We start from the raw sequence: 14,397 nt of genomic DNA on the forward strand, positions 1-14,397 counted from the left end.
GTCAGGGCAGCAGCAGTCCCCAGTAGAGGGCCCACGGCAGGAAGACGACACCGGCGGCCACCGGGAGCACCCGGCGGCCGGCCGGTTTCGCCACCGTGAAGCCGAACACCACCACCGTCGCGACAGCCAAGGCCTGCAGGGCCAGCCACGGCAGCGGCCGGCCGAGCAGCACCGGCCCGAAGTCCTTCATCCCCGACGCCTGCGCCCAGCCGAGCAGGGCGAGGAACCCGGCGACGGTCACCAGCCCGAGCCCACCCAGCCAGCGAGCGCGCCGGACCAGCGCGGCCACGAACCCGGCGAGCAGCACCAGCAGCACGATTCCCTGCGCCCACACCGATTCCCACCACGCCAGGGGCGCGAGCGCCTCGGTCGGGCGCTGGGTGAACGACGGCGTCTCGACGTGCACGCCGCGCCGGTCGGCCAGCCACGCCCCGACGGCCGCGGGGTAGCCGGGCACGACGCGCGGCAGCCGGTCGAACCCGGCGTCGGTGGTCGCGTAGAGGTCGGGGCCGCCGTCGGCGACGAACCTGATGGTGTGGTCCGGATTCGCGCGCAGGGCGTCGGCGAAGATCCGCGAGCTCTCCACCGGCGCGTGGCTGACGTCGAAGTCGCCCCACAACGCCAGCATCGGCTGCTTCAGCCGTTCGAGCACCGGCACCGGGTCGTAGTACGCCTCGGGGAACAGCCCGGCGCCGACGGCGAAGCGGGTGCCCTGCACCGGCAGCGTCCGCAGCAGCGAGCCCGAGATCCCTTGGTGGCGCAGCACGTTGCCCCAGTACCAGGACGTCTGGCGGCCGCCGCCCATCCCGGCCGAGCCCTCGGTGATCACGTAGGAGACGGCCGGCGAACGCGTGGCGGCTAGCGGCGCGACCCAGCCGCCTTCGCTGACGCCCCAGACGCCGACGTCCGCCGGGTCGACCCCCGGCTGGGTGCGCAGCGCGCCGACGGCCGCGATGAGGTCGTCGGCGAGCACGCCGTAGTCGCGGCTGGTCTTCGAGTACCCGGTCGTGCGGCGGTCGTAGACCAGGGTGGTGACGCCGAGGCGGGTGAACATCTCGACCTGCACACGCAGGTCGTCGCGCACCTGCCAGTCCGAACCGCCCTGCAGGACGATCGCGGACTTCGACGGGCCGGCCGGGCGGAACACCGTGGCGTGCAACGGGATCCCGCCGGCGCCGGTGAAGGTGAGGTCGTTCGGTGGCTGGGCGGACGCCGTCGACGGCGTGACCGCGCCCAGCAGGAGGACCACGGCAGCGAGCCGCGATTTGCCCCAGGGCAGCATGAAGTGTTCTCCTTGGTTCGGGAGATCGTGAGCGGTTTTCCGTTTCCTGGGTGCCGAGTGGCCGCTCGGCACCCAGGGCCTTTCGTCAGTCCAGGCCGGCCTCCTTCTCGGCGGGCGCGGGGAACGCGAGCAGCCGCGTCTCGACCCGGCGCGCGTCCGGCGGGGTTTCATCGTCCGGGCGCTGGTAGCGCCGCAAGAGCGCGAGGTAGGCCTCGAAGAAGTCGGCGAGCTCTTCGAGGTTGACGCGGATCGCGCCGCGCGAGTACGGCACGGCGTCGGCCCACTCGCCCAGCTCCGGCCGTTCCCGCTCGAAGCGTTCGTACAGCTCGGTGTCCCCGGCGAGCCAGAGCCGGTGCAGCTCGCCGATCGCGGCCTTCGCCGGGTCCTCCTGGTCGCCGGGCGGCGGCAGGCGGATGTCGTGCTCGACCGCGCGCCACCAGCGTTCCCGGCCGTGCGCCCGCTCCGGGATCTCCGCCACGAAACCGTTGTCCGCCAGCACCCGCAGGTTGTAGCTCGTGCCGCCGCTGGTGACGCCGAGCTGCTGGGCGAGCGTCGTCGACGTCGCCGGGCCGCCGGCCGTCAGCAGTTCGAGGATCCGCTGGCGCAGCGGGTTCGCGAGGGCCTTCAGCGCCTTGAGATCGGCGGTCCGCGGTTCGGGCATACCACCACCGTAGTCCTGCACGAGTTTTCGTGCACGTATTTTCGTGCAAGTGCCCGGGCTCACACCGGCCGCACCGCCCGGGGTGTGTAAAGGTGTCGGTCATGGCTGACGAACTGGTGCACTACGACGTGGTGGGCGGCACCGCCACGATCACCTTGGACTCCCCGCACAACCGCAACGCGCTCTCGGCGCAGCTGCGCCGCGAACTCTCGGACTCGCTGGCGAAGGCCGCCGAGGACGACGCCGTGCGCGTGGTCGTGCTGACCCACACCGGGCCGGTGTTCTGCGCGGGGATGGACCTGAAGGAGGCCCGCGGCGCCGGCGCGGGCGACCAGGGCGTCAACGAGTTCCCGAATATCCTCGAGCAGCTGTGGAGCAGCCCGAAGCCGGTTGTCGCGCGGCTGGCCGGGCCCGCGCGGGCCGGCGGCATCGGCATGGTCGCCGCGTGCGACATCGCCGTGGCCGTGCCGGAGGCGACGTTCGCCTTCTCCGAGGTGCGCATCGGCGTCGTCCCGGCGGTCATCTCGCTGACGGTGCTCCCCCGCCTGAACGCACGTGCCGCGCACGAGCTGTTCCTCACCGGCGACACGTTCGACGCGCGCCGCGCGGTCGAGATCGGCCTGCTCAACTCCGCCGTCCCCGCCGACGAACTGGACGGCGAGGTCGCCCGGTTCGTCAAGGCCTTGGCCCAGGGCGGCCCGAACGCGCTGGCCGCGACGAAGGCGCTGCTAAGCCGCCCCCGCCCGGCGACGCCGTCGAACGGTTTCGAGGACATGCTCGGCCTCTCGGCCAAGTTCTTCGCGAGCGAGGAAGGCCAGGAGGGCATCCTGGCCTTCGCCCAGAAGCGCAAGCCGAACTGGGTCCCGCAGGACTAGCCGGTACGGCGTTCGGTGCGGCCACCGCACCGAACGCCGGCCGCGCGAGCCGTCACCCGGCGAGGAACGCGGCGAGGTGCTCCGCCACCGCCCGCGGCGCGCTCTCGTCGGGAGCGTTGTGATCCGCCCCGTCGAGCAGCTCGACCCGCGCTCGCGGGATCACGCGGCTCAGCGGCTCGAGCACCCCGAGGAGATAGGCCGGGGTCTTGGTGCCGCCGAGCAGCAGTGTCTTCGCCATGACCTCGGCGTACGTCGCGCCATCGGAGTCGTACCGCGCGACCTCGGTCAGCTCCGGTGGCGTCGTGGGCATGAGATCCCGCATCTCGACGCCGCTCTTGCCACCCACCAGGAGAGCGGCGAGCGCGAGGAACACGACCCTCGGGGTCGAGCCGGGCAGCGGAGTCAGGCGGGTCCGGTGCAGGAACAGGGCCATGGCCCGGGTTCGCCGGCCGGCCGCGAGCAGCCGCTCGAAATCGGGCAGGAACGACAGGTCGAACGAGCCGTTCAACGACACCGCCGGCTCGTACACCACCAGCCGGTCGAGGGACCGGTCCGCGCGCGCCGACTGCAGGGCCACCAGACCGCCGTAGCTGTGGCCGAAGACGAGGTGCGCGTCTTCGGCGCGCTGGACAGCGCGAAGATCCTCGATCTCACGCTCGAGGGTGTAGTCCGGGCCCTGCGGACCGCTGGCCCCGCGCCCCCGGCGGTCGATCACCGAGACGGCGAACCGATCGGCCAGTTCGCCGGCCAGCCGGTCGTAGTCGTGCGCCATCCGGTTGTTGCCGGGGACGATCACGAGCCCCGGCCCGGCACCGCGATGGGCGTAGCTGATCGCGGTGCCGTCGAGCGAGTCGGTCGAGCGATATTCGGTCACGCGCAAGTATTCGCAGCCGGCCCTGGTACGACGCTGGTACCGCGCTGTCAGGCACAGTCAGGCGCGGTCGGGCGCTGTCAGGCGTCCGGCAGCACGACCGTGAGCCGCCACGAGCCGGCGCTCGGGCCGCTCGGCCCGAGCGTGCGCTGCGCGTCCGAGAGCACGCTGCGGATCGCCAGGTAGGTCTTGGGTTCGGCCTTGCGCAGGGCCTCCGAGCCCGGCCAGATGAGCACGTGCTCGCCCGGCGGCAGCCACGACAGGTCGGTCAGGCAGTCGTAGAGCGCGTCGAGGTTGTGCCCGAAGTAGTCCGGAAAGGACAGTGCCTCGGCGAACGCGCTCAGCGTGCCGGCCTTGTCCACCGCGGCCCGCGCGTTCACCAGGTGCGGGTACGCGCCCCGCCCGAAGGCCTCTTCCGCGGCGGCTTTCGCCTGCTCCGCGGCGGTCATCGGGCCGGGTCCACGACGACGAACGACGAGTAGTGGTCGCCGGTGTAGAACAGCTCGTGCGCCCGGCCCGAGATCAGCCGGCGCGCGCCGCGGTCGGCACTGCCCGGCGTCTTCACGGTGTACTCGTGGTAGTAGCCGGATTGCTTGCCGGGCAAGCGCTTCTCCCGGTTCTCGAACACGACGTCGTCGTTGCGGGGGTAGGGGTACGGGCCGCCCGCCTTGATCAGCTTCCAGGTGTCGGCGGCCTGCGTCGGCAGCGTGGACAGCGCCTTGACCGGCAGGCCCGAGTCCGTGCCCGGCACCGCCGAGCCACCCTGGGCGGGCGCGGCGGAACCGGCGCTCGTGGTGGGCGCCGTCGAGGAGTTCGACGAGCCGCCGAGGTTGTCCTTGACCAGCCAGCCCCCCAGCACCAGCACGAGGAGGCCGATCAGCGCGGCGGTGATCCGCCTTCGGTTGAACATGGTTCGCGAGCCTATGCCGAGCGGTCGGGGCGGTCGTCGTCACGCCCCGGGGTGAGTCGTCTGGCGAAGAGGCCGACGACCTTGTCGAGTACCCAGGCGGCGGCCAGGCACAGCGGCACCACGACCACCATCACCAGCACGAACTGGACGGGGAACCACGCCTGGGCGAGCCACAGCTCGACCCCGTCCCACCAGTCGGCAAGCCCGTTGAACACGGTGTGAGCCTACGCGCGGTCTCGTGCCGTCGTGCTTCAGGGGCGGTACGTTCTGGACATGTTCGCCGTCTACGCGCAAGAACCCAACGCCGAAAGCCCCTTGGACTCGCTCGTCGTCGGCGAGCGTCCCGAACCCGACGTGCCCGACGGCTGGGTCCGCGTGCACGTCAAGGCGGCCAGCCTCAACATGCACGACCTCTGGACGCTGCGCGGCGTCGGGATCAAGCCGGACCAGTTCCCGATGATCCTCGGCTGCGACGGCGCCGGCACCCTCGACGACGGCTCCGAGGTCGTCGTCCACTCGGTGATCAACGCGCCGGGCTGGCAGGGTGACGACACCCTCGACCCGAAGCGCACGCTGCTCACCGAGAAGCACCAGGGCACCTTCGCCGACCAGGTCGTCGTGCCGGCGCGCAACGTCGTCCCGAAGCCGGCCGGGCTGAACTTCGCCGAGGCCGCCACCATGGGCACGGCCTGGCTGACCGCCTACCGGATGCTGTTCGTGAAGTCCGGGCTGCGGCCGGGGCAGACGATGCTCGTGCAGGGCGCGTCCGGCGGCGTCGCGACGGCGCTCGTGCAGCTCGGCCGCGCGGCCGGGTTCCGGGTCTGGGTCACCGGCCGCACCGAGGAGAAGCGCGCGCTCGCCACGAGTCTCGGCGCGCACCAGGCGTTCGAGTCCGGCGCGCGGCTGCCCGAGCGCGTCGACGCGGTGTTCGAGACGGTCGGCAAGGCGACCTGGTCGCACTCGGTGAAGTCGCTCAAGCCGGGCGGGATCATCGTCGTCTCGGGTTCGACCAGCGGCCCCGACGCGAACGCGGAGCTGCAGCGCGTCTTCTTCCTGCAGCTGCGCGTCTCCGGATCGACCATGGGCACCCGTGACGAGCTCGCGGATCTGCTCGCGTACCTCGACCTGACCGGCGTGCGGCCGCAGATCGGCGCGGAACTTCCGTTCGCCGATGCGGCCAAGGGCTTCCAGGCGATGCTGGACGGCGACACCGCCGGGAAGATCGTCTTCACCCGCTGATCGCCGTGACCTGGGCGGATCCGCCGTGGATCCGCCCAGGTCACCGCTTGTACCGGCTACTTCGTGAATTGTCAACGGACTCTTATCGAGATCTGGTCGTTAGCACCGAAGGTCCACCGGAACTCCACTCCGGCCAGCTAATCTGGAGTCATGACCGCGACGAAGCGGCCCGTTCCGGCTGAACCGGGCGGCCGGCCCAGCAGCGACCCGGACCCCGTCCGGGTCTCCTTCCGGCGCTACGCCGGAGTCCGCACCCGCGTCCTCGAAGTCGGCGATCCCGTCCAGGACCCGGAGCAGTCCCCCGCGCGACGCTCGTTGCGCCGCCGGGCCGCCGCTCCGCACGTGCGGCCGTCCGCGCCGAGGCTGGTGCTGCTGCACGGTTACTGCGACAGCGCCGACACCTGGCGCCCCGCCCTGGAGCAGCTCGCGGCCGCCGGGATCCCGGCGATCGCCGTCGACCTCCCCGGGTTCGGGGACGCCCAGCCGTTGCGGCCCGGCCCGATGCTGCCGCAGCTCGACGCGTTCACCACCGCCGTCGTCCGCGAGCAGGCCGTGCTCGGGTCGGTCGTGCTGGCCGGGAACTCCCTCGGCGGCACCATGAGCCTGCGCGCCGCCCAGAACGCCCGGTTGCCGCTCTCCGGCGTCGTCTCGATCGCCGCACCGGGCTTCGTGGACTCGTGGCTGATCCGCACGATGGCGCGCTACCCGCTGCCGCTGCGGCTGTACTCGTCGCTGCCCGTCCCGGTGCCGGGCTTCCTGGTGCGCAAGGTGGCCGAGCAGCTCGTCCCGCGGTTCCTCTACGCCGACGCGCACGCGGCCGACGTCGCCCAGGTGCAGCGCTTCACCGCGCTCTTCCCCGACTACCGCGCGACCAAGAGCCGCCTGGAACAGGCCCGGCAGCTCGTCGCCGAGCTGGCCGACGCCTACCGGCTCGACTCCGTCACGGTGCCGCTGCTGGTCGTCGCGTGCGGCAAGGACAAGCTCGTCACCGCCGCGTCCGGGCGCCAGCTGCACACGCTGGTGCCGCACAGCAGGCTGCTGGTCCGCGAGGACTGGGGGCACTGCCCGCAGCTGGACGACCCGGCGGAGATCGCCGAGCTGCTCACGTTCTTCGCCGCGAGCGCGGTCCGCACCACCCAGGCGAAGCGCGCCGCGGCGAGTGCCGCCGACGGCGTGAGCGAGGACACCGCGGCGGGTTGATCGCTCGCGCTGTAGCCCGGCGGGGTTGCCGGTAGGTTCCCCCGTTGGGTCCGTGATCCGGGCCGTTCACCGACGTTCGGGAGACGATGATGTCCGCTCCAGGAGGCCTGGGCAGCAGCTCCGGCATCTTCCGGCGCAAGCCGATCGACCAGATCCCCGACACCTCCGAAGCCGCGGGCCTCAAACGCACCCTGGGCTTGTGGCAGCTGACCGCCATCGGCATCGGCGGCATCATCGGCGCGGGGATCTTCGCCCTCGCCGGCAGCGTCGCGCACGGCGACGACGCGGCGGGCATCCCCGGCGTCGGCCCGGCCGTACTCATCTCGTTCCTCATCGCCGGTGTCGCCAGCGCGGCGGCCGCGTTCTCCTACGCCGAGTTCGCCGGCCTGATCCCGAAGGCCGGCTCGGCCTACACCTACGGCTACGCGGTGCTCGGCGAGGTCGTCGGCTGGTTCATCGGCTGGGACCTGCTGCTGGAGTACACGGCGATCGTGTCGGTGGTGGCGATCGGCATCTCCGGCTACTTCAGCTTCCTGCTCGGGCAGCTCGGGCTCGACCTGCCCGCGTGGATGCTGGGCGCGCCCGGCACCGGGCCCGGCCACAAGGTCGACCTGTTCGCCGCGCTGCTGTGCCTGCTGATCGCGTACTTGCTCAACCGCGGCATCCGCAGCGCGGCCCGGTTCGAGACGGTGATGGTCGGGATCAAGGTCCTGATCGTGCTGGTCGTCATCCTGGTGGGCTTCTTCTACGTCAAGACCGGCAACTACACGCCGTTCGCCCCGGCCGGCTTCGGCGGCGCGGTGACCGGCGCCGCGACGGTGTTCTTCGCGGTGTTCGGCTACGACGCGATGTCGACGGCGGCCGAGGAGTCCAAGGACGCGCAGCGGCACATGCCGAAGGCGATCATCTACTCGCTGGCCATCTCGATGGTGCTGTACGTGCTGGCCTGCCTGGTGCTGACCGGCATGCAGAAGTACACCGAGATCGACCCGAAGAGCGGCTTCTCGACGGCGTTCAAGTCGGTCGGCCTCGACGGGCTGGCCACCGTGATCGCGATCGGCGCGATCATCGGCATCCTCACCGTGCTGTTCACGTTCCTGATGGGCGCCACCCGCGTCGGCTACTCGATGAGCCGCGACGGCCTGCTCCCGCCGTGGTTCGGCAAGACGCACCCGAAGACCCAGGTGCCGAGCCGGATGACCTGGATCCTCGGCGGCGCGTCCGCGATCATCGCCGGCGTGCTGCCGATCGGTGAGGCCGCCGAGCTGACGAACATCGGCATCCTGCTCGCGTTCGTCGTCGTCTGCGTCGCGGTGATCGTGCTGCACTACAAGCGGCCGGACCTCAAGCGCACGTTCAAGACGCCGGGCATGCCGGTGGTGCCCGCGGTCGGCGTCGTGTTCTCGATCTGGCTGATCACGTTCCTGCAGCCGGCGACCTGGGTGCGGTTCGCCGTCTGGTTCCTGATCGGCATGGTCATCTACTTCGCCTACAGCAAGCGGCACTCCCTGATGAACCGCACGGGCGGCGAGGTCGAGACGACGGACTAGCGGATCCGGTCGAGGCGTGCGGCGGCCGCGCGCGCCTCGACCTTCAGCCGCTCGACGATCACCGCCGCCGAGGCGTCGTAGCCGAGCGGGTAGGTCTGGCCCGCCCACAGCGAGATGGCCTCCGGGTCGCCGGCCGCCGCCGACGCCTTGCGCACCGGCCCGGCCATGCGGTTGATCTGCGGGTACGCGGCGGGCGCGCCCGCGGACAGCTCGTCCATGAACCGGTTGACCAGTCCGCGCGCCGGCCGGCCGCTGAAGGCGCGGGTGAACGCCGTCTCGCGCTCGGCGACGACCAGGGCCTTGCGGTGCGCCTCGGACGTGCCGGCCTCGTCGGCGCGCAGGAAGACCGTGCCCAGCTGGGCGGCCGCCGCACCGGCGGCGAGCACGGCCGCGACGTCACCGCCGTGGACCAGGCCCCCGGCCGCGATGAGCGGCACGTCCACGCGGGCGGCGACGAGCCGCAGCAGCGCGAGGACGCCGTACTCCGCGCCACCGCCGGGCTGGTCGGCGTCGTCGGTGAACAGCGATCGGTGCCCGCCCGCCTCGAACCCCTGCAGGACCAAGGCGTCGGCGCCGAGGCTCGCCGCTCGGACGGCGGTTTCCGGCGTGGTGACGGTGACGAGCACCTTGCTGCCGGCCTCGTGCAGCCGGACGACGTCCGACGGCGACGGCGGCCCGAAGGTGAACGACACCACCGGGACACGCTTCTCGAGCACGACGTCCAGCTTCGCCGGGTACGCGTCGTCGTCCCACTGCGCTTCGCCGAGCTCGACGTCGTATTCGCGGGCGACGGCGAGCAGGCGTTCGCGGTAGGCCGTGAGGTCGGCGCCGGTGTCCGGCTGCGGGACGAAGAGGTTGACGCCGAACGCGCCGCCGGTCAGCTCGGCGGTCCGGTCGATCTGCGCGGCCAGGGCCGCGGGCGTGAGCATGCCGGCCGAGAGGAAGCCGAAGCCACCGGCTTCGGTGACCGCGGCGACCAGCTCGGGAGTGGTCGGACCACCGGCCATCGGCGCGGCGATCACCGGGAACGTCAGCTCGTCGAACATGCTGCCGAGCGTAGTCCCGCGCAAACCACCCAGATTGGTCTAGACCAGGAACCTGGGAAATGCGACGATCCGGGCAGGCGCGACGGCGATGTCGCGCCCTTCCCGCCAGGAGGACCGGTGAAGACAGCCCGCACGCGGCGCCTCGGCCGCGCACTCGCCGTAGTGGCCCTGGTCGGCGCCAGTACGACGGCCGCCCAGCTCGCCCCGGCCGCGTCGGCCGCCACGCCCGCGCTGCAGTCGATCGTGCCGGTGCCGGTGTCGGTGACCGCGGCGGCCGGCGTCAGCTTCCCCCTGGTCTCGACGACGAAGATCGTCACCGAGGCCGGTTCGGCGCCGGCCAAGGACGTCGGCACCTACCTCGGCGGCGTCCTGCGGCCGTCGACCGGCTACGCGCTGCCGGTGTCCGACGCCCCGGCGTCCGTGCCGGCCGACAGCATCGCGCTGCTGCTGAGCGGCGCGCCGTCCTCGGTCGGCGCGCAGGGCTACCAGCTGGTGTCGACGGCGTCGTCGGTCACCGTGCGGGCCCAGACGGCGGACGGGCTCTTCGCCGGCGTCCAGACGTTGCGGCAGATGCTGCCCGGCAGCGTCGAGAGCGCGTCGGCCCAGCCGGGGCCGTGGAGCGTGCCGGGAGCGACGATCGTGGACTACCCGCGGTTCGGCTACCGCGGCGCGATGCTCGACGTCGCCCGGCACTTCCACCCGGTGGCGACGGTCAAGCGCTACATCGACCAGCTGGCCCAGTACAAGATCAACAACCTGCACCTGCACCTCGCCGACGACCAGGGCTGGCGCATCCAGATCGACAGCTGGCCGCGCCTGACGACGTACGGCGGCAGCACCCAGGTCGGCGGCGGCGCGGGCGGTTACTACACGAAGGCGCAGTACACGGACATCGTGAACTACGCGCTCTCGCGGCACATCACGGTCATCCCCGAGATCGACATGCCGGGGCACGTCAACGCGGCACAGGCGTCGTACGCGGAGCTGAACTGCAACGGCGTCGCACCGGCGCTGCGGACGGACACGGCGGTCGGCTACAGCTCGTTGTGCATCTCGAAGGACATCACGTACACGTTCATCGCGGACGTCCTGCGCGAGCTGGCGGCCCTGACCCCGGGCCCGTACCTCCACATAGGCGGCGACGAGGCGTCATCGACGTCGGCGGCGGACTACGTGACGTTCGTGAACAAGGTGATGCCGTTGGTGACGGCCACCGGCAAGTCGGCGATCGGCTGGCACGACATCGCGAAGGCTTCCTTGCCCGCGACTGCGACCCCGCAGTTCTGGGGGACGTCCACCTCGGACGCGGGTGTCTCGACGGCGGTTTCCCGCGGCAGCAAGGTGATCCTGTCGCCGGCGAACAAGGCGTACCTGGACATGAAGTACAACAGCTCGACCCCGATCGGCCTGTCGTGGGCGGGCTACATCGAGGTCCAGGACGCGTACAACTGGAACCCGGGCGCGTACCTGTCGGGCGTGGGCGAATCGGCGGTCCGCGGAGTGGAATCCCCGCTGTGGGCGGAAACGGTGGTCACCCCGGCGGACATCGACTACCTGGCCTTCCCCCGCTTGGCGGCCCACGCGGAGCTGGGCTGGTCCCCGTGGTCGACGCACGACTGGACGACGTTCCGCACCCGCTTGGGCGCCCAGGCCCCACGCTGGACAGCGCAGTCGATCAACTTCTACCGCTCATCGCAGGTGGCCTGGGACACGGGCGGCACAACGACTCCAGGCACGTGCACGGACCCGGCGTGGAGCGCGTCGCAGGTGTACACGGGCAGCAACGTGGTCTCCCACAACGGCCACAAGTGGACGGCGAAGTGGTGGACACAAAGCGAGGAGCCGGGAACCACCGGCCAGTGGGGAGCATGGACCGACAACGGCCCCTGCTGAGCCGGCGGGGCGACGCCAGTCCGCCCGGCACGTCGCACGGCTGAGGGCGTACTTCACCCGGCCATGATCGTTGCGGCCAAGGCCGTTCGGTGGTCCTTTGTCCAGGGTGGGCCCAGTGCCGCCCGCGGGCCGTGGAGTACCTCGTCGGTCCGTGGGCCGAGGATGGCCGCCGCTTGGTGTTCTACGTCCTTGGCTTCGTAGAGGTGTACCTGCCAGCCGCGGGCGTGGGCCAGTTCCGCCAGAACCTGGCGGTACATGACCGAGTCGGCGCGGGCCTCGTACGGCACGCGGCGCTGGACCGCGATGTCCTCGGGGAAATCCGGCGGCCACGACCTGAGCGACATCGACACGATCGGTTCGGGCAGTGCGGCGGCGAGGCGGTCCAGTTCGGTCGACGCCGCCCGGGTCGCCGACGCGCGGACCAGCGCCACCAGGGCCGCCGCGGCCGGGTCGTCGAGGTGTTTGCCGTCGTGGTGGATCGGGGCCGCTGCCACGCCGGGCTCGACCAGCTCGATCCGCCGGCGGTCCACGACCCGGTGGTCGGCCGACGCCGTGACAGCCACTGCCCACCCGAAGTGGTGGGCGATGCCCAGCCGCATGGAACGAGGCTTCCCCGGCCGGTGCGGACAGTCAAGGCCGCACTCCACCCCGTGAAACCGGAACACCCGGCGCCGCGACCGGGTTAGCTTGGTTCATGAGCGCTGATCTCGAGCAGGTTCGCACCCTGTCGCTGCAGGAAAACGGCCTCGCCACCATCTCCACGACGCGCGCCGACGGCACCGTCCACTCCTCCGTCGTCAACGCCGGGGTCTACGAGGACCCGGTGACCGGGGCACCCGGCGTCGCGTTCGTCGCCCTCGGCCGGGCGCACAAGCTCGCGCTGCTGCGGCTGGCCGGGCACGCCACGGTGACGTTCCGGCGTGGCTGGAACTGGCACTCCGTCACCGGCGCCACGCACCTGATCGGGCCCGACGACCCGGACCCGGCCTTCGACGCCGCCGGGCTGCCGAAGCTGCTTCGCGACGTCTTCATCGCCGCCACCGGCACCCACGACGACTGGGCCGAGTACGACCGCGTGATGGCCGAAGAGCGGCGGGTTGCGGTGTTCGTCACGGCGGACCGGATAATCGGCAACCGCTGAGCCCGTCCGGCCCCAGGAGCTTCCGTTGTCCGAGTCCCCGCCCCGCGTCACCATCCCGGCGAAGGTCCTCATCGGCCTGCTCGCCGTCATCGACGCGGGCTTCGGCGCGGCCCTCGCCCTGGGGCTGGTGCGCGGCCTGCCCGGCTGGCTGATCGCCGGCGCCTACGCGGCGACCGTGCTCGTCGCCGTGCTGATCTTCCGGGCGTCACGCGCCCGTGTGCTCAAGCGCGGCTTCGACGGCCTGCGTGACCTCACCCTCGGCGACGAAGGCATCCGCCTGCCCGCGGGCACGATGAGCACCCGGCTGGTGCCGTGGGCCGAGATCGCCGACGTCACCGCCCGCCGCTCGGCCCGCTTCGGCGACGGCTACCTGCGCGACGCGATCTGGCTCGACCTGGTCACCGGCGAGGGTGTCGAGAGCTCGGTGCAGTGCTTCGCGCCGCGCAGCCGGCTCGAACCGGCACCGGCGCGAAGACGGCAGTTCGACCAGACCGCGATCCTCGACCCGGCCCTGTTCAACGCCGTGATCGACCGGCTCCGCCGCGAACTGCGCCACCGCCGGCTGCACGCCGACACCCGCGGCGAACCCCGCCTCCGGCGTCGCTGACGCTCAGGCATACTTCCGCCATGAGCGAATGGCAGCGCATCTCACCTCCCGAGGCGCACCGGCATCTCGCGAAGCGCAACGCTGTTGTCCTCGGCGCCATCGGACTCGCCCTGACCGGGGTGTCGATCTCCCTCGGTCACGTGCCTCAGGCCATCTTCCTCCTCGTGTTCATCGCCGTCGCCGGCGTTGTGATGGCGCTGAGCGCCCTCTCCGGGATCCAGGCCGGTCCGAGCGGCCTTCGCCTCCGGCGGTTGCTGACCGTCCGTGAGCTGCCGTGGTCCGAAGTCGCCGACGTCACGACCGCGCCCGCGCAGCACCTCGGCGCCGACACGTCCTACACCGCGCTCTGGATCGTCACCGCCGCCGACGAGCGGATCCAGACCCAGGTGGTGCGCTACGACCACCCGCAGCAGGGCGAGCGGGTGAGCACCCGGCGCTGGCTCAAGCTCGGGCCGACCGAGTTCACCGACGTGGTCCAAGCGCTGCGCGACGTGCGCCAGGCCCAGGAACAGCCGGGCTCAGCCGAGCCGGCCCAGTAGCTCCCGCGGCACGATCCGCACCGGGAACGGCCGCTCGGCCTCGAAGATCTCGTCGCCCGCCGCCTTGGCCACCTGCTGGTAGTTGCCGTCCACGTCCAGCTCGAACACCGTCAACGCGGGCTCGGTAGGGTCGATCACCCAGAAACTGGCGGTACCGAGCCGCTCGTAGATGGCTTTCTTGAGGTTCCAGTCGTAGATCGCCGTGCTGGGCGACAGCACCTCGACGGCCAGCACCGGGGGTGCCGGGAGATCCTTCTCGGTGAAGTCCTCGTCCCGGCCGACCAGGACGTCCGGCTGCAGTTCGATCTTGTCGCCCGAGTGCACCGCGAACGGTGCTCCGACGACGTAGAACTCAGCTGGACACACGGACTCGAGCACACCGTAGAGCCGATACCCGATTGTCTGATGTCTGAGACCAGGCGCGGGACTCACGATGAGCACCCCGTCGATGAGCTCGTATCTTCGCCCGTCATCCGGCATCCCCTCGAGGTCCTGCACCGTCAGGGGGCCCGAATCGGCGGGATGCTCGATGTCTGCCATGACCGTCATGGTGCTCTCCTTTCGCTCTTCGCACCAGAGCACA

At 71.5% G+C, this 14,397-nt stretch carries 17 protein-coding genes; 8 read left to right on the forward strand and 9 right to left on the reverse strand.

All coding sequences use genetic code 11. From position 1 onward, the window contains the following. Nucleotide 1: 1 nt before the first annotated feature. On the reverse strand, nt 2–1,282 hold the full coding sequence (locus tag OG439_RS25095; protein WP_326943305.1) for an alpha/beta hydrolase family protein: 1,281 nt from the start codon (nt 1,280–1,282) through the stop codon (nt 2–4). Nucleotides 1,283–1,367: 85 nt separating this feature from the next. Beyond that, the gene (locus tag OG439_RS25100; RefSeq protein WP_326943306.1) at nt 1,368–1,943 is read right to left on the reverse strand and encodes a helix-turn-helix domain-containing protein; all 576 of its coding nucleotides are present in this window, start codon (nt 1,941–1,943) and stop codon (nt 1,368–1,370) included. Nucleotides 1,944–2,044: 101 nt separating this feature from the next. Between OG439_RS25100 and OG439_RS25105 the strand changes: the two genes are divergently transcribed. Next, nucleotides 2,045–2,818, forward strand: coding sequence for an enoyl-CoA hydratase family protein (locus tag OG439_RS25105; RefSeq protein ID WP_326943307.1), 774 nt, complete (start codon nt 2,045–2,047; stop codon nt 2,816–2,818). 52 nt (nt 2,819–2,870) lie between these two features. On the opposite strand, the gene OG439_RS25110 is transcribed toward OG439_RS25105, so the two are convergent. The 4 genes from OG439_RS25110 to OG439_RS25125 all read right to left on the reverse strand — a co-directional run bounded on the left by OG439_RS25110 (nt 2,871) and on the right by OG439_RS25125 (nt 4,814). Continuing rightward, a complete protein-coding gene (locus OG439_RS25110; RefSeq protein WP_326943308.1) occupies nt 2,871–3,692 on the reverse strand; it encodes an alpha/beta fold hydrolase in 822 nt (273 codons plus the stop codon). Between the two features lie 77 nt (nt 3,693–3,769). Next, on the reverse strand, nt 3,770–4,138 hold the full coding sequence (locus tag OG439_RS25115; protein ID WP_247055138.1) for a barstar family protein: 369 nt from the start codon (nt 4,136–4,138) through the stop codon (nt 3,770–3,772). Beyond that, entirely contained in the window at nt 4,135–4,599 is a 465-nt protein-coding gene (locus OG439_RS25120; protein ID WP_326943309.1) for a ribonuclease domain-containing protein, read from the reverse strand. Before OG439_RS25120 ends, OG439_RS25115 begins: the two co-directional genes overlap by 4 nt. 11 nt (nt 4,600–4,610) lie before the next feature. After that, nucleotides 4,611–4,814: a hypothetical protein gene (locus OG439_RS25125; RefSeq protein ID WP_247055142.1), complete on the reverse strand. Its 204-nt coding sequence runs from the start codon at nt 4,812–4,814 to the stop codon at nt 4,611–4,613. Nucleotides 4,815–4,872: 58 nt separating this feature from the next. Between OG439_RS25125 and OG439_RS25130 the strand changes: the two genes are divergently transcribed. The 3 genes from OG439_RS25130 to OG439_RS25140 all read left to right on the forward strand — a co-directional run bounded on the left by OG439_RS25130 (nt 4,873) and on the right by OG439_RS25140 (nt 8,588). After that, complete coding sequence (locus OG439_RS25130) at nt 4,873–5,838, forward strand: quinone oxidoreductase family protein (RefSeq protein ID WP_247055144.1); 966 nt, start codon at nt 4,873–4,875, stop codon at nt 5,836–5,838. A gap of 150 nt (nt 5,839–5,988) precedes the next feature. Continuing rightward, the gene (locus OG439_RS25135) at nt 5,989–7,038 is read left to right on the forward strand and encodes an alpha/beta fold hydrolase (RefSeq protein WP_326943310.1); all 1,050 of its coding nucleotides are present in this window, start codon (nt 5,989–5,991) and stop codon (nt 7,036–7,038) included. A gap of 89 nt (nt 7,039–7,127) precedes the next feature. Further along, a complete protein-coding gene (locus OG439_RS25140) occupies nt 7,128–8,588 on the forward strand; it encodes an amino acid permease (RefSeq protein WP_326943311.1) in 1,461 nt (486 codons plus the stop codon). Here the strand turns inward: OG439_RS25140 and OG439_RS25145 are convergent. Then, complete coding sequence (locus tag OG439_RS25145) at nt 8,585–9,634, reverse strand: NAD(P)H-dependent flavin oxidoreductase (protein WP_326943312.1); 1,050 nt, start codon at nt 9,632–9,634, stop codon at nt 8,585–8,587. The genes OG439_RS25140 and OG439_RS25145 overlap by 4 nt on opposite strands. A gap of 117 nt (nt 9,635–9,751) precedes the next feature. On the opposite strand from OG439_RS25145, the gene OG439_RS25150 reads away from it, so the two are divergent. After that, complete coding sequence (locus tag OG439_RS25150; RefSeq protein WP_326943313.1) at nt 9,752–11,527, forward strand: family 20 glycosylhydrolase; 1,776 nt, start codon at nt 9,752–9,754, stop codon at nt 11,525–11,527. A 53-nt stretch (nt 11,528–11,580) separates the two neighbouring features. Here the strand turns inward: OG439_RS25150 and OG439_RS25155 are convergent, their stop codons facing one another. Beyond that, nucleotides 11,581–12,126, reverse strand: a complete 546-nt coding sequence (locus OG439_RS25155) for a hypothetical protein (protein ID WP_326943314.1) — start codon at nt 12,124–12,126, stop codon at nt 11,581–11,583. Between the two features lie 95 nt (nt 12,127–12,221). Here OG439_RS25155 and OG439_RS25160 point away from each other — a divergent pair, with 95 nt between their 5' ends. The 3 genes from OG439_RS25160 to OG439_RS25170 are packed head-to-tail and all read left to right on the forward strand — an operon-like array spanning nt 12,222 to nt 13,814. Next, nucleotides 12,222–12,668: a pyridoxamine 5'-phosphate oxidase gene (locus OG439_RS25160; protein WP_326943315.1), complete on the forward strand. Its 447-nt coding sequence runs from the start codon at nt 12,222–12,224 to the stop codon at nt 12,666–12,668. Nucleotides 12,669–12,693: 25 nt separating this feature from the next. Further along, complete coding sequence (locus OG439_RS25165; RefSeq protein ID WP_326943316.1) at nt 12,694–13,275, forward strand: hypothetical protein; 582 nt, start codon at nt 12,694–12,696, stop codon at nt 13,273–13,275. A gap of 20 nt (nt 13,276–13,295) precedes the next feature. Beyond that, nucleotides 13,296–13,814, forward strand: a complete 519-nt coding sequence (locus OG439_RS25170; RefSeq protein WP_326943317.1) for a PH domain-containing protein — start codon at nt 13,296–13,298, stop codon at nt 13,812–13,814. On the opposite strand, the gene OG439_RS25175 is transcribed toward OG439_RS25170, so the two are convergent. Continuing rightward, nucleotides 13,794–14,363, reverse strand: coding sequence for a Uma2 family endonuclease (locus OG439_RS25175; RefSeq protein ID WP_326943318.1), 570 nt, complete (start codon nt 14,361–14,363; stop codon nt 13,794–13,796). The genes OG439_RS25170 and OG439_RS25175 overlap by 21 nt on opposite strands. Nucleotides 14,364–14,397 lie beyond the last annotated feature (34 nt).

Origin of the sequence: Amycolatopsis sp. NBC_01307, assembly GCF_035975215.1 — a bacterium.
Taxonomy (GTDB): Bacteria; Actinomycetota; Actinomycetes; order Mycobacteriales; family Pseudonocardiaceae; genus Amycolatopsis.

Excerpts from the sequence above, each read along its gene's own strand:
- OG439_RS25095 (WP_326943305.1), bottom strand. The coding sequence starts at position 1,282 with ATGCTGCCCTGGGGCAAATCGCGGCTCGCTGCCGTGGTCCTCCTGCTG.
- OG439_RS25100 (WP_326943306.1), bottom strand. The coding sequence starts at position 1,943 with ATGCCCGAACCGCGGACCGCCGATCTCAAGGCGCTGAAGGCCCTCGCG.
- OG439_RS25105 (WP_326943307.1), top strand. The coding sequence starts at position 2,045 with ATGGCTGACGAACTGGTGCACTACGACGTGGTGGGCGGCACCGCCACG.
- OG439_RS25115 (WP_247055138.1), bottom strand. The coding sequence starts at position 4,138 with ATGACCGCCGCGGAGCAGGCGAAAGCCGCCGCGGAAGAGGCCTTCGGG.
- OG439_RS25120 (WP_326943309.1), bottom strand. The coding sequence starts at position 4,599 with ATGTTCAACCGAAGGCGGATCACCGCCGCGCTGATCGGCCTCCTCGTG.
- OG439_RS25130 (WP_247055144.1), top strand. The coding sequence starts at position 4,873 with ATGTTCGCCGTCTACGCGCAAGAACCCAACGCCGAAAGCCCCTTGGAC.
- OG439_RS25135 (WP_326943310.1), top strand. The coding sequence starts at position 5,989 with ATGACCGCGACGAAGCGGCCCGTTCCGGCTGAACCGGGCGGCCGGCCC.
- OG439_RS25140 (WP_326943311.1), top strand. The coding sequence starts at position 7,128 with ATGTCCGCTCCAGGAGGCCTGGGCAGCAGCTCCGGCATCTTCCGGCGC.
- OG439_RS25145 (WP_326943312.1), bottom strand. The coding sequence starts at position 9,634 with ATGTTCGACGAGCTGACGTTCCCGGTGATCGCCGCGCCGATGGCCGGT.
- OG439_RS25155 (WP_326943314.1), bottom strand. The coding sequence starts at position 12,126 with ATGCGGCTGGGCATCGCCCACCACTTCGGGTGGGCAGTGGCTGTCACG.
- OG439_RS25160 (WP_326943315.1), top strand. The coding sequence starts at position 12,222 with ATGAGCGCTGATCTCGAGCAGGTTCGCACCCTGTCGCTGCAGGAAAAC.
- OG439_RS25170 (WP_326943317.1), top strand. The coding sequence starts at position 13,296 with ATGAGCGAATGGCAGCGCATCTCACCTCCCGAGGCGCACCGGCATCTC.
- OG439_RS25175 (WP_326943318.1), bottom strand. The coding sequence starts at position 14,363 with ATGACGGTCATGGCAGACATCGAGCATCCCGCCGATTCGGGCCCCCTG.